This window comes from Microbacterium aureliae, assembly GCF_054780155.1.
This window is the reverse complement of the sequence record NZ_BAAGWW010000001.1, coordinates 926,387-942,078: the sequence shown is the minus strand read 5'-3', so window position 1 is coordinate 942,078 and position 15,692 is coordinate 926,387. Positions and strand designations below refer to the sequence as shown.

Annotated in this window: 18 protein-coding genes and 1 tRNA gene; 9 read left to right on the top strand and 10 right to left on the bottom strand. The window is 70.6% G+C overall.

Annotated elements, in window-relative coordinates; all coding sequences use genetic code 11:
* Window positions 1-15 precede the first annotated feature (15 nt).
* Both ACYVF4_RS04575 and ACYVF4_RS04570 read right to left on the bottom strand, forming a co-directional pair.
* Entirely contained in the window at window positions 16-1,044 is a 1,029-nt protein-coding gene (locus ACYVF4_RS04575; protein ID WP_460720161.1) for an LLM class flavin-dependent oxidoreductase, read from the bottom strand.
* A 45-nt stretch (window positions 1,045-1,089) separates the two neighbouring features.
* Window positions 1,090-1,431 (bottom strand): hypothetical protein, encoded by a 342-nt coding sequence (locus ACYVF4_RS04570; RefSeq protein WP_460720159.1) that lies wholly within the window; start codon window positions 1,429-1,431, stop codon window positions 1,090-1,092.
* Between the two features lie 182 nt (window positions 1,432-1,613).
* On the opposite strand from ACYVF4_RS04570, the gene ACYVF4_RS04565 reads away from it, so the two are divergent.
* Window positions 1,614-1,922 (top strand): hypothetical protein, encoded by a 309-nt coding sequence (locus tag ACYVF4_RS04565; protein WP_460720157.1) that lies wholly within the window; start codon window positions 1,614-1,616, stop codon window positions 1,920-1,922.
* A gap of 110 nt (window positions 1,923-2,032) precedes the next feature.
* Entirely contained in the window at window positions 2,033-2,851 is an 819-nt protein-coding gene (locus ACYVF4_RS04560) for a DUF6299 family protein (protein WP_460720155.1), read from the top strand.
* A gap of 257 nt (window positions 2,852-3,108) precedes the next feature.
* Here the strand turns inward: ACYVF4_RS04560 and ACYVF4_RS04555 are convergent, their stop codons facing one another.
* The 3 genes from ACYVF4_RS04555 to ACYVF4_RS04545 all read right to left on the bottom strand — a co-directional run bounded on the left by ACYVF4_RS04555 (window position 3,109) and on the right by ACYVF4_RS04545 (window position 5,335).
* A complete protein-coding gene (locus ACYVF4_RS04555; protein WP_460720153.1) occupies window positions 3,109-3,780 on the bottom strand; it encodes a phosphatase PAP2 family protein in 672 nt (223 codons plus the stop codon).
* Window positions 3,781-4,124: 344 nt separating this feature from the next.
* Window positions 4,125-4,541 carry a DUF5956 family protein gene (locus ACYVF4_RS04550; RefSeq protein WP_460720151.1) on the bottom strand — a complete coding sequence of 139 codons (417 nt, stop codon included), beginning with the start codon at window positions 4,539-4,541 and terminating at the stop codon, window positions 4,125-4,127.
* Entirely contained in the window at window positions 4,538-5,335 is a 798-nt protein-coding gene (locus ACYVF4_RS04545) for a hypothetical protein (RefSeq protein ID WP_460720149.1), read from the bottom strand. Before ACYVF4_RS04545 ends, ACYVF4_RS04550 begins: the two co-directional genes overlap by 4 nt.
* Window positions 5,336-5,712: 377 nt before the next feature.
* On the opposite strand from ACYVF4_RS04545, the gene ACYVF4_RS04540 reads away from it, so the two are divergent.
* The 4 genes from ACYVF4_RS04540 to ACYVF4_RS04525 all read left to right on the top strand — a co-directional run bounded on the left by ACYVF4_RS04540 (window position 5,713) and on the right by ACYVF4_RS04525 (window position 7,203).
* Complete coding sequence (locus tag ACYVF4_RS04540; protein ID WP_460720147.1) at window positions 5,713-6,132, top strand: hypothetical protein; 420 nt, start codon at window positions 5,713-5,715, stop codon at window positions 6,130-6,132.
* Between the two features lie 156 nt (window positions 6,133-6,288).
* Window positions 6,289-6,594, top strand: coding sequence for a nucleotidyltransferase family protein (locus ACYVF4_RS04535; RefSeq protein ID WP_460720144.1), 306 nt, complete (start codon window positions 6,289-6,291; stop codon window positions 6,592-6,594).
* 52 nt (window positions 6,595-6,646) lie between these two features.
* Window positions 6,647-6,871 (top strand): DUF433 domain-containing protein, encoded by a 225-nt coding sequence (locus ACYVF4_RS04530; RefSeq protein ID WP_460720143.1) that lies wholly within the window; start codon window positions 6,647-6,649, stop codon window positions 6,869-6,871.
* A gap of 2 nt (window positions 6,872-6,873) precedes the next feature.
* Window positions 6,874-7,203 (top strand): DUF5615 family PIN-like protein, encoded by a 330-nt coding sequence (locus tag ACYVF4_RS04525; RefSeq protein ID WP_460720140.1) that lies wholly within the window; start codon window positions 6,874-6,876, stop codon window positions 7,201-7,203.
* A 17-nt stretch (window positions 7,204-7,220) separates the two neighbouring features.
* On the opposite strand, the gene ACYVF4_RS04520 is transcribed toward ACYVF4_RS04525, so the two are convergent.
* Together ACYVF4_RS04520 and ACYVF4_RS04515 are read right to left on the bottom strand one after the other, a co-directional pair.
* Window positions 7,221-7,925, bottom strand: a complete 705-nt coding sequence (locus ACYVF4_RS04520) for a hypothetical protein (RefSeq protein ID WP_460720138.1) — start codon at window positions 7,923-7,925, stop codon at window positions 7,221-7,223.
* A gap of 21 nt (window positions 7,926-7,946) precedes the next feature.
* Entirely contained in the window at window positions 7,947-8,126 is a 180-nt protein-coding gene (locus ACYVF4_RS04515; protein WP_378884357.1) for a helix-turn-helix domain-containing protein, read from the bottom strand.
* A 129-nt stretch (window positions 8,127-8,255) separates the two neighbouring features.
* Between ACYVF4_RS04515 and ACYVF4_RS04510 the strand changes: the two genes are divergently transcribed.
* Entirely contained in the window at window positions 8,256-8,831 is a 576-nt protein-coding gene (locus tag ACYVF4_RS04510; protein WP_460720136.1) for a hypothetical protein, read from the top strand.
* Between the two features lie 10 nt (window positions 8,832-8,841).
* Entirely contained in the window at window positions 8,842-10,077 is a 1,236-nt protein-coding gene (locus ACYVF4_RS04505; RefSeq protein WP_460720134.1) for a tyrosine-type recombinase/integrase, read from the top strand.
* 276 nt (window positions 10,078-10,353) lie between these two features.
* Here the strand turns inward: ACYVF4_RS04505 and ACYVF4_RS04500 are convergent.
* Window positions 10,354-10,438: transfer RNA gene (locus tag ACYVF4_RS04500), tRNA-Ser, on the bottom strand.
* 229 nt (window positions 10,439-10,667) lie between these two features.
* On the opposite strand from ACYVF4_RS04500, the gene ACYVF4_RS04495 reads away from it, so the two are divergent.
* Window positions 10,668-12,188 (top strand): dicarboxylate/amino acid:cation symporter, encoded by a 1,521-nt coding sequence (locus ACYVF4_RS04495; protein ID WP_460720132.1) that lies wholly within the window; start codon window positions 10,668-10,670, stop codon window positions 12,186-12,188.
* On the opposite strand, the gene ACYVF4_RS04490 is transcribed toward ACYVF4_RS04495, so the two are convergent.
* Window positions 12,189-14,456 (bottom strand): transglutaminase family protein, encoded by a 2,268-nt coding sequence (locus ACYVF4_RS04490; protein ID WP_460720130.1) that lies wholly within the window; start codon window positions 14,454-14,456, stop codon window positions 12,189-12,191.
* Entirely contained in the window at window positions 14,443-15,690 is a 1,248-nt protein-coding gene (locus ACYVF4_RS04485) for a DUF58 domain-containing protein (protein ID WP_460720127.1), read from the bottom strand. The genes ACYVF4_RS04490 and ACYVF4_RS04485 overlap by 14 nt, the downstream gene beginning before the upstream one ends.
* Between the last annotated feature and the right edge of the window lie 2 nt (window positions 15,691-15,692).

Below are 15,692 nucleotides of genomic sequence, written 5' to 3'. Positions count from 1 at the left end.
GGGGATGCAGGGCGCTCAGACCCGAGTGCCCTGCCATCCCAGCGCCGGCGCGACGAAGCGCGCGAAGCTCTCGACGAGCCGCAGATTGAAGGCGACGCCCAGCTGGCTGGGGATCGTGAGCATCAGGGTGTCGGCGCTTCGGACCGCGGCATCCTGCAGCAGCTGCTCGACGAGGTCGTCGGGCTCACCGGCGTAGGTCTTGCCGAACGTGGAGCGCATCCCGTCGATGACGCCGATCTGGTCGCCGTCCTGCCGGCCGCCGAAGTACATCGCGTCCTCGGCGGTGGTGATGGGGAAGATCGAGCGGCTGACCGACACGCGCGGCGTGCCGGCGTGACCGGCATCCGTCCACGCCTGGCGGAACGCGTCGATCTGCTGAGCCTGCAGCTCGTCGAAGGGCGTGCCGTCGGCCTCGGTGAGCAGCGTCGAGGACATGAGGTTCACGCCGGTCCGCCCCGCCCACTCGGCGGAGTCCCGGTTGCCGGCGCCCCACCACACGCGCGAGCGCAGGCCCGGCGAGTGCGGTTCGATGCGCTGCAGGCCGCTGCCGCCGCCGAAGGGGCTGGTGGCGTCGCGCTCGGCGAGACCCTCGCCGTCGATCGCGCGCAGGAAGAGCGAGAAGTGCTCGCGGGCGATGTCGGCGCCGCGCGGGTCGTCCGATCCGGTGTACCCGAAGGCCTCGTAGCCGCGCACGACCGTCTCGGGTGAGCCCCGGCTGACGCCCAGCGCCAGGCGGCCACCCGAGAGCAGATCGACCGATGCCGCCTCCTCGGCGAGGTAGAGCGGGTTCTCGTAGCGCATGTCGATGACGCCGGTGCCGACCTCGATGCGCTCGGTGCGCGCGGCGATCGCCGCCAGCAGCGGCATGGGCGAGGACTGCTGCCGGGCGAAATGGTGCACGCGGAAGTAGATGCCGTCGACGCCGAGGTCGTCCATCCCCTGCCCGAGGTCCACCGCCTGCAGCATCGAGTCCTGCGCGGTCAGCTGGCGACCGCCGCCGAGCGGGCCGTAGTGGCCGAACGAAAGGGTTCCGAAGCGTTCCATGGTGGTGCCAACGGTACGCCCGCGGGTCCTATTCCGGTGAATGGTTCAGGTGGCGTGCGAAGGTGGGACGCCGTCGGCGAACGTCGGCGAGAGCAGCCACGGGGTCCGCTCGCGCAACCGCTCCATCAGGGCCAGCGCCTCGCTTCTGGCGCGTTCCGTACCGCCGGCGGCATGCACGTCGATCGCGAGGGGCGGCGGCTCGCCGAACTTCGGGATCTCGATCCGGATCCACACCCCCTCGGCCAGGGGGATGGCGGGCTGCGACGTCCCGGCATCCTTCACGAACGAGCCCACCGCGTCGGCGATGATCTGGAGCGCGGCGAGCTTGTCGACGGCGTTCGCGGCGACGATCGTCGCGACGGCGGCGCGCGGCGGATTCGCGGTCATGCCGCCAGTATGGCGCGGATGCCGGCGGCCAGGGCCGGCCGGGGCGCATCGCGTGCCGGTGATCCCGCGCCCGGACCGGGCAGCTTCGTCGAGGCGCGCCTGTACGAGAAGCGCTCTCCGGCGTATCGCCCGCGGGTCGCGAGTACTCCTTCCTGTAGGCACAGCCGGAGGAGGTGGCAGCCGTGAACCCGTACGTCGAACTGCTGGGCGTCATCGCCTCGGTGATCTCGTTCGTCCTGTGGTGGCCGCAGGCTGCTCTGGTATGGAGGTCGCGCGGCCGGCGTGAGCTGCTGACGGGGGTGTCGGCGTCCTCGCAGGTGCTGCTGCTCATGAACGCGTGCTTCTGGGGGGCGTATGCGGTCGGCACCGGCTCGCTCTGGGTCGGCGCGCCGGGCCTGATCAACGGCCCCCTCGCCGTCCTCACCCTCGTTCTTCTGCGGCACGCGCGCCGTGGCCCGCGGACGCCGCGGTGTCGCGCGCTGCACCCGTAGCGCGGGCGCACGGAGCGCGCCATACTGGCGGCGACGATCCGAGATGAGCCTGCGGGGGCGGGCAGCCGGATCGCCCCGGATCACAAGCCGGATCACAAGGGGGAAGGTCAATGAAGATCTCACAACGCCTCACTGCGGGGCTCGCGGTCGCTCTCGCCGTCACCGCGCTGGCGGGCTCGCCGGCCGTGGCGGCGCCGCCCACGAACGACGTGTTCGGCGGCGCCGAAATCGTCGCCGGGCTGCCGTTCACGGCACTCCTCGACACCACGGAGGCGACGACCGACGCCGACGACGCCGAGCTGAACGCCGGATGCGGTGCTCCGGCGACGGATGCCAGCGTGTGGTACTCCCTCACGGCTGCCGCCGATGAGTCCTATCTCGCGGATGTCTCGGCCTCGGATTACACCGCGGGCGTCATCGTGGCCACCGGCTCCCCGGGAGGCTTCGAGGTGATCGCCTGCGGGCCCGGCGGCGCGGCGTGGCAGGCGACAGCCGGCGAGACCTACCTCGTCGTCGTCTTCGACGACCAGTTCGACGAAGGCGGCAACGGTGGCCAGATGGAGCTCGCCATCGACGTGGCCCCGCCGGCCCCGGCCCTCGAGGTCACGGTCGACCCGACGGCCCGCTTCGACGCCAAGACCGGGTGGGTGACCCTCTCGGGCACGATCATGTGCGGGGCGGATGCCGAATTCGCCTTCCTCGATGCGCAGCTGACTCAGCGGGTGGGACGCTTCCTCATCCGCGGATGGGGTGGTGCGGAGATCACGTGCGACGGCACGACGAATCCCTGGGCCATCGAGATGATGGGAGACAACGGCCTGTTCAAGGGAGGCAAGTCAGCTACCGTCACCTTCGCGGTGGCGTGCGGTGTCGCCTTCTGCTCCGATTACATGAACGAGACGACGGTCCAGTTGAGGGGCAAGCGCTGACAGGACCGCGCGGGGGCCCGGATGCCGGTGGCCAGGGCTGCCCGCCGTGCAGTTGACGGCATCCGTCGTTATCGCGTCCGGTCGTCGCGAACGGCGTCAACTGCACGTCGCGCGCGACCCGGCAGTTGACGCCATCCGTCGCCATCCGGTCGGATCACCGCAGAAGGCGTCAACCCCGCACGTGATCGGACCCGGATCGCTTCCCGTCGTGGGACGACCGCGCTCGACCAGGCGTGAAGAGCGCGGGACCTCTCCGCCTAGGACCTCAGCAACGCCCGGCGGATGACAGTCGCGGTCCACCGGCCGAGGACGGCGCCCGCCACGGCATCCGTGATGTGGTGCTGGCCGCGGAAGATCCGCGAGAACGCGACCGCTCCGGGGATGCCGTACCGCAGGAGCGGACCGAGCCGCCGCGCGCCACGGGAGCCGTGGCGATCGAGCAGGTCGGCGAGCGTGCCGTGCAGCGCGAAGGCCGCCGCCGTGTGACCGGAGGGGAAGGACGACGTCGCGTGCGGTCGCTCGGGACGCCACACCCGTTCGGGCCGCGGCCGCCCCACGAGCGCGGCGGATGCGACGAAGCACGCCGTCTCGAGGGCGAGCGCCGCCGCCGGTGCGACGGCGGAGCGCCGCTCGCGCGTCCGCCACCAGAGGACGCCGCACCAGATCGCGCCGTTCGCGATGGTCTGCGGCACGCCGGAGTACCACGAGAGCGGGGCGGTCACGCGGTCGATCGGCTCGCGCGGGCCGGTCGGGTCCGCCGATTCCGACGCGCCGCCGGTCGGCCGGTGGCCGAACGCTGCCTGGAGCGCACGCACGGCCCGGTCCTCAGGCGGGTCGTCGCCGCCGATCACCCGTAGCGCCCGACCGGCCGCCGCGATCACCACGATCGCGGCGAGCGCCTGCAGGACGAGGCGTCGGAGCAGCGACATGACCGGAGCCTAGTGGCCGTGCGGGGGACGACGCCCATAGCCCCGCGATCTCGCACAGGCGCGGCGCGGACGACCGTGGCGGAGGATAGGGGATTCGAACTCTCATTTTCTGAGGTGCGAATGGGCCACTTTGCCGCGTAATTCCGGGGTTTTCGGTGCTCCGAAATATGGCACAGTATGCGTTTACCTGCATCGAAATACACGGCGTGTCGCGGCCAACTGTGCCACAACTGTGCCACAACTGTGCCACCGTCGGATCATTGCCGCCGTACGTGACCGTTTTCGGACACCGAGCGCAGGGGGAGCGGTCGGCCCCGAAGGGACCGGCCGCACCGCCGCGCGGTCTATGTGGGATCTGCATAGCGTCCCGGAAGTACCTCCCGCAACGCGGCCGCCCACGCCGAGGGGTGGGTCAGTTCACGATCCCAGAGGTCGGCCTGCACCAGCTCGCCCAGCTGGTCCATGTCCTTCACCCCGTCCGGCAGTGTTAGGTGCACCGCCACCGGCCGGGGCAGCGGCTGCACGCCTGCGTCGGTCAGGTAGCTGTCGACCATCTCGGACAGCCTGTCCTCCTCCTCTGGCGTCTGCTCCCGGTGGGTGGTGGTGGTGCCGTCGGCGGTGATGCAGTCCTCGCGAACCACACGTCGCTGCCGTGGGACAGGGTCGACGGTGAGCAGATCGGGGGATACCGTCTCCGCCGCGATGATGGCGATCAGTAGTTGCCAGCCGTTGTCGGGGACCAGCGCCTTCACGGTGCTCACGGGAAGAAGCACCTTGAGCCGCCGCTCGGGCAGTGGAAGACTCGGGTGTTCAGCGCGGTGGCGTTGTAGGGCGGGTACCCGTCGGGCGTGAACTGCACCTTGAACTGCCCGTAGTAGTCGGCGATGTTGACGAGCTTGTTGCCGTAGAGCGTGTTCGACGTGTAGCGGTAGTTCGAGGAGGTCAGGCGGTGGCTGTAGTACCCGTGGTTGCCGCAGTCGAGCGCCGCCCAGAAATCCTTCTGCCGGCAGTGCAGGGTGGGGCTGTTGAAGTTCAGCCCTGGGCCGCTGTCCCAGATGGTGCGTACCACCCACTGGCCCTGTCGACCGTTCAGGTTGGTGGTGATGATGACGTCATACGAGCCGATGACGCCGCTCTGGTTCCCGTAGGCGGCGTTCCCCTTAGTCTCTGAGGCGTACGTCGAGATCGAACGGCTACAGATGGTGCCGGTCTCACACCAGGTGTCGTAGAAGTCGCCGCCCTTCATCGGCACGACCCGGATTGAGCTGGCTGCGGCCACCGTGGCGGTCTTGGTCGTGAAGCTCGCTGTCGAGAACATCGGCTTCTGTGCCGACGCTCCGGGGACGTTCGCCTGCGCGGGCAGCTCTGCGGCGATCCGCTCGGTGCGGCCCACCGCCTTGCCGTTGCTGTCCTTCTCGATCGTCAGCTCGCCGCCCAGACAAGTCCACTGCTGGTGCTTGGCCGCGGTGGCCGCGCTGACGCACTGGTCCAGCGGCGAGCCCGCGGGCACGCCCTCGGGTGGTGCGGCCTGTGCGGGTGGGGCCAGGGTGAGCACGAGCATCATCGCTGAGGCAGCCGCGAATAGCGTCTGCCTCACTCGCCTCGTTGGTGCGGGCATGGGTGCGTTTCCGTTCTCGGTGCCCCGTGATGACTGGGGCGAGTGAAACAGAATCTAGCGGCGCGAACCGGACGTGTCTGTCCATCGAATGGGGGACACGACGAACACGGGATTCGATGGCCGGTCTCGGTCCTGACGTCGCGACGGTGAGGCAGTCGCTGCTGGGGGTCGCCGCACGCACGGATGCCGTCCCTTAGGGCCGAGCGCAGTGACCTTGGGGGGTCCGTTCCCGTGGGGAGGAGATGCCCTGACAGGTTCCCGGTTGAGTGCTTGTGAGTCTGACTGTTCGTGAACCCCGCGCGATGGGTGGGGCGATGCCGGCCCGCGATGCGTGCGGCTCAGGTGCTGCGGATCCGCTTCATGAGAGCCTGTCGGCTGAGCTTCGTGCGAGCGCTCAGCGTGGTCCAACTCTGCCCGCCGTCGCGGAGCCAGAGAACGAGTTCGTCCCGTTCTCGCAGGATTCGAGCCTCTTCCTGGTGGAGCTTCTCGAGGTCGCGGGAGAGTGCGCCGAGGCGGTCGAGTGCGGATCGCGGGCCGCCCCACTTCCGCGTCAAGCGGCGGTCGAGAGCTGCGCGTTCCTCCGCCTCGCGTCGCTCTCGCTCTGCTTGCTTGAGCGCCTCGGCTTCGCGGGTGCGGGCGGCGTCACGCTTCAGCTGCTGCCTTCCTCGAACCATGTAACCAGGTTGTCACGCGATCCCAGCCTGCTCAAGGGATCGGAGCGTGTCACTGAATAGTGCCTGCGTGCATCGCCCATTCTGTTCGTCATCTCTGTGCTGTGGGCAGTGCAGTTGGCGTCGCGCTGCGGCTACCCGGGGGACTCTCGCGTTGACTTCGTCGGAGTGGTTCGCGATCGGGCGCTTGTGTGCTTCAGGGCTCGGTACGGTGAAGCCATGGACGCGGTGGATGACTTGGATCGCGAGGCGATTGCGCGCGCCTGTGAGGCGCATGGCGTGGCTCGGCTACGGATCTTCGGTTCGGCGCTCACCCCACGCTTCGACCCCGCCACCAGCGACCTCGACTTCCTCGTCGACTTCAAGCCCGACGCGCTCCGGGGGATCGCACCGTTCCTCGATCTGAAGGAGGCCCTCGAGCGCATCGTGGGGCGCGACGTCGATCTGGTCGAAGCGACCGCCGTGCGCAACCCCTACTTCGCCCGCCGCGCCTTCGGTGAGGCGGTTGACGTGTACGCGTCCTGAGTCCGCCGTTTCAGCCCGTGAATCTCATACGGCCGCGCGGTACCCTGATGCCATGTCACTGCTCGAGCGCATCGTCGTGGACCCCGAGGTCGTGCACGGCCGTCCGGCGATCCGCGGCACGCGTGTGCGCGTGTCGGACGTGCTCGCGCTGCTCGCAGCCGGCGCGCCCGAGTCGGAGATCCTCGAGGACTACCCGTACCTGACCGCCGAGGACATCCGCGCCTGCCTCGAGTACGCCGCCGCGCAGGCCGACCATACGATCGTGCTCGCGTCCTGACGGTGCGCTTCCTCGTCGACGCTCAGCTGCCGCCGGCGCTCGCGCGGATGCTCGCGGCCCGCGGGCACATCGCCGAGCATGTGATCGACATCGGCCCGGCCGACGCTTCGGACCGCGAGCTGTGGCGCTACGCGCTCGAGCACGACGCCGTCCTCATCACGAAGGACGAAGACTTCCCGAGCATGGTCGCTCTCGGCGCTGCGGCACCGGTGATCGTGTGGGTTCGCGTCGGCAACACCCGGCGCCGCGCGTTGGTGGAGTGGTTCGAGCCGCTGATCGATCGCGTCGTCGAACTCGTCGAGGCGGGGAACCGGCTCATCGAGCTGCGCTGACCGCTGCAGGGTGCGCGTCACGCGACGTCGCGGTGCGGTCGGAAGTCACACACCGCACACGTGCCATCGATGACGAGCTTGTGGCCGTCCACGGCGCAGTCCCACGCGAGGCCCGGCAGCGCCTGCTGACGGGCCTCCAGCGCCACTCTGGCGCGTGCGCAGCCCCCGCAGGGCTCCGTGGTGCCGGAGGGGTGCTTTTCGCAGAAGGGGGAGGATCCGTCACGCGTGACGTCACGCGTCGCGTAGGCTCTCCTCTTTTTCTGGTGGTCTCCAGAAGAGCCTGAGCCTACGTTCGCCGAGACGTCACTCGTCTTGTCACGCGTGACGTCACGCGTCACCGACGACGGTCGACCCGGTGGCGTCGCGCCAGCGTCGGCTTCGCTTCGCCGTCGCTCCCGGTACGCCCGCTGCCGCAGTCGTGCGGCCTCTTTGTAGCGGGCGACCTCCGCGGCCGTGGACTGGCGCAGCTCGTCCGACCATCCAGACATGAGGTAGCCGTCAGCGTCGCGCTTCCAGATGCCGGCGCGCTCGAGCTCCTCGAACGCGGCTTGATCATCGCCGTCGGGATGCAGGTACTTCGTGTAGCGGGCGGGGATCGCGCCGTCCGTACCCTGGCCGTTACACCACATCAGCGCGCCGGCCAGGATGCGGAACGCGCGGTCGCTGAGGCCGTCGATGCGGATGCTCCCGAGCCACTCGGCCGGGAGGCGGGCGTCCACCATGACGAGCTCCGCGAGCCCGGATCAGGGCTCGACGCCGAAGACCCGGAGGAGCGCCGCGCGGGGGATCATCCGCCGCGGGCCGAGCTGGACGGTCGGGATCGTCCCCCGCTCGACGCCCAGCTTGATGGTGCGGTATTCGACGCCGACGAGCGCGGCGGCATCCTTGTACGTGAGAGCGAGCGAGTTCGGCGAGCGGTTCATCTTCGTTCCCTCCTTGAGCCACCTTTGTCAGCGCATGCGCACACGGTAGCACGAGGGTGAGCCATATGTGTCAAGAATCAGTCATGTCATGCCTTGTTCAGCGTGTTGGCGCCTGAAATACTGGGGCGCATGGTGGACCTGCAGTGCGTCGATGTCAGCGAGCAGCGCGTTGCTGTGGGCAATGGCGTCAGTGTTCCGGCGTCGTGGACCGCTGTGATGCGGGGCGAACCTGACGTGCCGGGGGAGATCCAGGTGCACGCGGTCTACTCACCCGAGCTTCGTCGCGTCGTCGCCGGCGAAGTGCGGGTGACGCGCGGCGATGAGAAGGACGAGGTCACCAGCGTGACGCTGCGCGAAGTGCGCGTGCAGTACGCGCTGCAAGCGAGCGGGCTGAGGGTGTCCACAGTCGCCGAGCCCGGCGAGCGTGACGTCAGCGGTGGGGAGTACATTCTGCGCATGCGCGAGCGCGGCGAGCGGACCAACGAGCAGACCATGGCGGATGCCGTGCGGCTCTACCAACTCGCCTACACCATCAACCTTCCGCCTCTGCGAATGGTCTCCGACAACCTCGGCGTCAGCCAGAGCACGGCGACCCGGCTGATGAGCCGTGTGCGCGGCGACGACCGCCGCCCGCAGCGCAGGCACGCGCCGGGGCCATATACAGGCCCCGCGGGGCCCTCGTCCGGCGGGCCATCGATCTTCTGAGGGGGAGCGGATGCCGCGCAGATCCAACCAGGACGGAACGGTCTCGTCGTACACGACGAAGACGGGGGAGACGCGGTATCGGATCGCTTACTGGGTGGATCGGGCGGACGGAGACTCGGCGCGCCGGTTCCGTCGAGGCTTCGCGACCGAGCGAGACGCACTGAATGCGCTGACCGAGATCCAGGTCGATATCCGCCGCGGCGACCACGTCGAGGAGACCCGCGCGACGCTCAACGGCTACGCCGAGCTCTACTTCGACGCGCTGCGGGTGCGTCCGACCACGCTCGCTGGCTACCGCAAGCACTTCCGCGTCCACGTGCTGCCGTCGTCGGTCGGCCGCACTCCGATCGCCGACATCACGAAGGATCATCTCAACCGGTTCTACCGCCAGCTCGAGCAGAACGGGCGCAAGGACCGCGGCCACATCGGCGAGCCGCTCGGCGCAGCGACGGTCCGGCACATCCACGTGCTGATCTCGCAGGTGCTGCAGCACGCGCTCGAGGACGGACTGATCCGCTTCAACCCCGCCAAGCGCGCGTCGCCGCCGACGAAGCTCGAGGCCGCGCCGCCCGAGATGGCGACCTGGTCGGCCGAGGACGCGCGGATGTTCCTGGAGTGGTCGGAATCGACGGGGGACTACCTGTGGCTCGCGTGGCTGACGCTCCTCGGCACCGGGATGCGACGCGGCGAGATCCTCGCGCTCCGCTGGAAGGACCTCGACCTCGACAACGACGTCATCACGATCGCCCGCGCGATGTCATACGTGAAGGAGGCCGGCAAGAGGCCGGTCATCGACTTCAAGGCGACCAAGAGCGGCCGCGTACGCAACGTCGATATCGACGCCCGACTCGCCGGCGCGCTCCGGGCCAAGCGCGACATGCTCCGCGCCGTGTCGCCCGAGCTCGCGCGCGGCGAGCACCTGATCTTCTGCAACCGGTACGGGATGCCGCACAACCCGACCCAGTTCTCCCGCCAGTGGCGCGAGCGCGTCCTGAAGGCCGCCGCGGCGCATCCGGACCTCGACGAGCTGCACCTGCACGAGCTGCGCCACACCCACGCGACACTGCTGCTGAGGGCCGGCGTGCATCCCAAGATCGTGTCCGAGCGCCTCGGGCACGCCGACATCCAGACGACGCTCAACACGTACTCGCACGCCGTGCGCACCCTCCAGCGCGGCGCGGCGGACCTCGTCGGCCAACTGCTCGCTCCCGCCGCGATCGACGACGCGACGGTTCCCGCGACCTAGCGTTCGCGCTCATTCGGCGCCGCTGTCCGACATCAGCGAACATCAGCGATCTGACGGTGCGCAGTGCCGGGTCGTGGAATACCGCAGGCGCGCAGCGCCGAGGATATGCCGCCGAAAGCCCGGCACGGAGCGCCGGCTGATCGCTACCCTCTCGCGGTCGGAGAGGGGCTTCCCGCGCCCGATTTCAGGGCCCGAAGCGAGGATAACTGTGCCACCAACTGTGCCACGGGATCTGAAACGGCTCGCGATCCCTTGAAAACACTGGGATCGCGGCGGCGGAGGATAGGGGATTCGAACCCCTGAGGGCTTGCACCCAACACGCTTTCCAAGCGTGCGCCATAGGCCACTAGGCGAATCCTCCAGCAGCCCCGGAGGGCCGTCCGACAGTCTACCCGGTCGGCGACGCACGCCGAACGCGGGACCGAACGGGCCCGGATCCGACGGATCGGGAATGAACCCCCACACCCGCGGAGTTGTCATCCCGCGTCACATCGTGCGCCGGCATCCGGCAATCGGCCTAGCCTCGACCGGGTCGACTCAGCAGAGTGACACTTCGCCCGCCAGCTGACCGCTGACTTCGAGAGAGAACCATGAGCTCCACCTCCCCGCCCGCGCGCGCCGCCGCCAAGAGCGCACCGCGCCGCCTTCTGACCTCCTTCGGCTTCCAGATCACCGCGGCGCTCGTCCTCGGCGTCGTGCTGGGCCTGCTCGCCCGCAGCATCGGCCCCGGTGCCGACGGAGCGCCCAACGCGCTCGCCGCCACCCTCGACACGATCGGCGGCTCGTACGTCACGCTGCTGAAGCTCGCCGTCGTGCCCCTGATCTTCACCGCCATCGTGGCGAGCATCGCTCAGCTGCGCCGCGTCACCAACGCCGCGCGACTGGCCGGGCAGACGATCCTGTGGTTCGCCGTCACGGCACTCATCGCGGTGTCGATCGGCATCGCGCTCGGCGTCGTCATCCAGCCGGGCGCCCGCGTCGACGAGTCGCAGCTGGCCACGGCCGAGCCCTCGACGGTCGGCACGTGGTGGAACTTCCTCATCGGTCTCATCCCGCAGAACTTCCTGGGACTCACCGTCTCGACCCAGGTGGACGCCGAGACCGGCGCCGCCACCTCGAGCGTCGGCTTCAACGTCCTGCAGGTCATCGTCATCGCGGTGGCCGTGGGCATCGCCGCGCTCAAGCTCGGACGCCGCGCCGAGCCCTTCCTTCGGGTCACCGAGTCGGCCCTGAAGATCATCCAGCGCGTGCTCTGGTGGATCATCCGCATCGCACCGCTGGGCACCCTCGGCCTCATCGGCGCCGCCGTCGTGGAGTACGGCTGGGAGAAGCTCACCACCCTCGCGTGGTTCGCCGGCGCCGTCTACATCGGCCTCGCACTGGTCATCTTCGCGGTCTACCCGATCCTCGTCCGCTCCCACGGACTCTCGATCCGGCAGTACTTCTCGGGGGTCTGGCCCGCCGTGCAGCTGGCCTTCGTCAGCCGCTCGTCGATCGGCACGCTGCCCCTCACCGAGCGCGTCACCGAGCGGAACCTCGGCGTTCCCCGCCACTACGCCTCGTTCGCCGTCCCCCTCGGCGCCACGACCAAGATGGACGGCTGCGCCGCCATCTACCCGGCGATCGCGGCGATCTTCGTCGCCCAGTTCTTCGGCATCGACCTGTCGATCTGGCAGTACCTGCTGATCGTCATCGTGTCGGTCGTCGGATCCGCCGCCACCGCCGGCACGACCGGCGCCACCGTGATGCTCACGCTGACGCTGTCGACCCTCGGCCTGCCGCTGGAAGGCGTCGGCCTTCTGCTGGCGATCGACCCGATCCTCGACATGGGCCGCACCGCCGTCAACGTCGCCGGGCAGGCGCTCGTCCCGACGATCGTCGCGCAGCGCGAAGGCATCCTCGACCGGGCCCTCTACGACGCGCCCCGCGGCGACGTGCCGTTCGCCGACGACAGCGCCGACGACGACAGCGCCGACGACGACAGCGCTCGTAGGCGCAATGCTCGGGATGCCGTCACCAACGAAGGCAGCGCTCGGGATGCCGTCACCGCCGCGACCGACGACGACACCGTCGACGGGCGCGAGGATGCGGCACCGGTCGCGACCCGCTGATCAGGCGCGGGCGGTGGTGGCGAACGTCGTGCCGGGACGCACGATGAGCGAACGCGGCGCCACCACCGCCAGCACCCGCCTCGCCGGATCCGCGTCGGCGAGCAGCGCCGTCCGCACGGCGACGGCCGCCTCGGCGATGCCGTCGCCCAGCCACTCCCGCCCCCGGACCGGCGCGTAGCTGGCCTGCTCGACCGCGAGCACCAGCCGCTCCACCGCGTCGGCGGGCGCCCCGTGCTCGGCGACGAGCCGGGCCCCGAACGCCCGCGGCGACTCCGCCCCGGGCACCGACACGCCCACGTCGATCGCCGCCTCCTGCGCCACCGACCAGGCCGCGAGCGCGTCGCCGCGCTCCGCCTCGGTCAGCTGCCGCCGACGACGCACCACGCGGGCGACGCCCGGTGCCGCCAGCAGCGCCAGCAGCGCGGTCACCACCAGCAGCGGCGGCAGACCGGTACCGCGGCCGGCGTCGGGACCGGCGGCCGATCCCTGATCGCGCTCCTGCGCGCCGGGCACGTCCGCCGTCGCCCGCGGCGTCGGGGTCGGGGTGGCCGTCTCGCCGTCCGCGCGATCGGCCGGCGTCTGGCCCGTCTCGTCCCGGGCCGCCGCGAACGCCGTCGGCGACCCCAGGCTGTTCGTCGGCTCGAACCCGATCCAGCCGATGCCCTCGAAATGCACCTCGGGCCACGCGTGCGTGCGGCTCGTGGTGACCGAGTGCACGGTCTGGCGGTCCACGGCATCCGTCGTCGGCGCACCCGGCAGATAGCCGACGACGATGCGTGCCGGCATCCCGAGCGTCCGCGCCATCAGCGCGAACGCCGACGCGAAGTGGACGCAGTACCCCTCGCGCACCTCGAGGAAGCGGGCGATCGCGTCGGCTCCGGTGCCGTCGAAGCCCTCCTCGACGGGCGCGAACAGCGAATAGCGGAAGTCGGCGCCGCGGAACCATTCCTGCAACGCGAAGACGCGGTCGTAGTCGTTCGTCGCCTCGGCGGTCACCTCGCGCGCGAGCTCGCGGATGATCGCCGGCAGCCCCGGCGGAAGCTGCCTCGCCTCCTCGAGACCCGCACCCCCGGCCTCGGTCGCCCGGATCTGCTCGAGCGTCGGACGGGGGACGGTCGAGGTCACCTGGTAGTTCTGACCCTGGCTCGTCGCTCCGCGGGCGACCACGGTGCGGTTGTACGGCACCGACGACCAGTCGCCGACGAGGCCGCTCACCTCGGTCGCCGGATACGGCACTGGAAGCCACGCCGACGAGAGGTTCTTCACCTCGACGGTCGTGGTGTACTCCGCCACCGCGACCTCGCCGGAGGTCTCGAGCGGACCGAACGGCCGGGACCCCTCGAGCGACGTCGACTCCGCCCGGTCGGGCTCCCACACCGCGCCGTCGAAGGTCGACAGCGTCGTCGCCCGCAGGTACGGGGGAGCGGGCGCGTCGCTGCGCACCAGCATGACCTCGATCTCGCGCGGCCGGCGCAGGTCGCTCCCCAGCTGCAGCGAGGCATCCAGGCCGATGCCCGTGCCGAACTCGCCGCTGCCCGCGCGCAGCACCGGCTGCGGCAGCGACGGGGTCACCACCAGCGCCACCACCACCGCCACCGCGCCGATGCCGAGGGCTGTCGCGGTGGCGCCCGTGGGGCGGCCCGCCTCACGAGGCGAGGCCGCGGGGGCGACGGGCTCGCGCGCCCGCGTCTCGGCGCGGACGAGGAAGAGCACCGCCGCGGCCACCAGCAGGAAGGCCGAGATGTCGGGTTCGACGGGGACGGCGATGGCGGGGATCAGCGACACCACGATGAGCGCGATGGCCGCCACCAGCGGCATCCGTGCCGTCAGCACCACGTGATCGACGACGATCGTGAGCAGCCCCGCCGCCCCGATCAGCAGGAACGTCAGGCCTGTGGACGCCGTCATCGGTGCGATGCCCTCGACGATGTCGGTCATCGCGCCGTCGATGATCGCGGGGACGGCGCGCACGGCGTCGGCGGTCGGGATGAACCCGAACAGCGACTCCTCGCGCAGGAACACCAGGCACAGGAACGCCGCCCACAGCCCGCCCTCGATGAGGGTGACCGCGAGCGCCGGCAGGCGGTACCTGCGGGCGACGAAGCCGGCCGCCAGCAGCATCCCGATCATCGCGAGCGTGCCGATGACCCACGGCCCCGGCGCGATGACCCGCAGCATCGGCATGAGCGAGGCGAGCACGGCGGCGACGACGCCGATCGTCAGACTCCGGATGCCGCGGCGGCGGGGTCGCGGGTCAGCCTGCGACATGTCGCACCCCCGTGTGCACGGCATCCGACCACACGTCGGCGAGGTCGGCGTCGGCATCCAGCCGCGCCGCGTGGAAGCCCAGGGCCGCAGCCCGGTCCAGCGCCCCGGCGGCGGGGGCCGCGGCCAGCAGCACCGCGAGGGTGCAATGGTGGACGAGGCCGGCGATCGCGTCGACGTCCACGGCGTCCAGCCGGCCGACGATGATGACGACCGGACCCGTCGACCCGCCGGCGAACAGCAGCGGCAGCCGGGCGAACGTGTCGTCGCGGCGCGCGGTGAGGGTTGCGAAGTCGGTCACCAGATGGTCGATCTCGGCGAGGTCGCCGCCGTCGATGCGGTCGGCCAGCAGCGTCCCGTCGCTGTCGGCGACCTCGGCGCCGTAGCCGTCGCGGACGAGCCGGGCGACCGCCGAGACGCACGCCGAGACGCCCGCCTCGAAGTCCGCGTCCGCGCCGGGGGCGTCCATCGCCTCGGGCGACCAGCGCAGCACCCCCCGGTCGAGCACGACGACGGCCTCGGGGGTCGACTCCTGCTCCTCCTGCCGCACCATGAGCTCGTCGCGGTGCGCGGTGGCCCGCCAGTGGATGCGCCGCATCGAATCGCCCGGCAGGTACGAGCGGGGCGACAGGTTGTCCGACCCCTGGCCGAGCTGATCGGTGCTGACGTGCAGGAGGCCCCCCGACTCGCCGGCGAGGTTCGACAGCGGCGCGAGCTCGACCACCGCCGGGGCGACCGTCACGCGCGTCCGCGCCCCGAGGACGGTGCGCCGCCGGACGAGACCGAACGGATCGGTGGAGGACACCGACAGCGGACCGATCGAGTGGATGCCGCGGCGCACGCCCCGGACGCGGTAGGCGAGCTCGACGATCCGCTCCGCGCGGCGCAGCCCCGAGCCCAGCGACGGGAAGACCCCGCGGGCCTCGCCGGCCAGCCCCCGGGGCAAGGAGTCCTGCCATGACCCGGCGGCGGTGGGGACGGCGCTGCGCGCGGCGACCCGCACTACCACCTCCGCCTCGGACCCGACCGCGACGGTGTCGGGATGCAGGGCACGCACGACGTCGTCGGTGCGCTGGGTCAGGTATAGCGAGATCAGGCTCGCCGCGACGACGGCGACCAGCAGCATCCCGAAGTAGACCAGCTCGACGAGGCCCAGTTCGCTGGCGGCGATGAACGCCCCGACGGACAGGACCACCGCGCCGGCTCCCCGGGCGGTGAAGGGCCACAGCCGTCTCATGG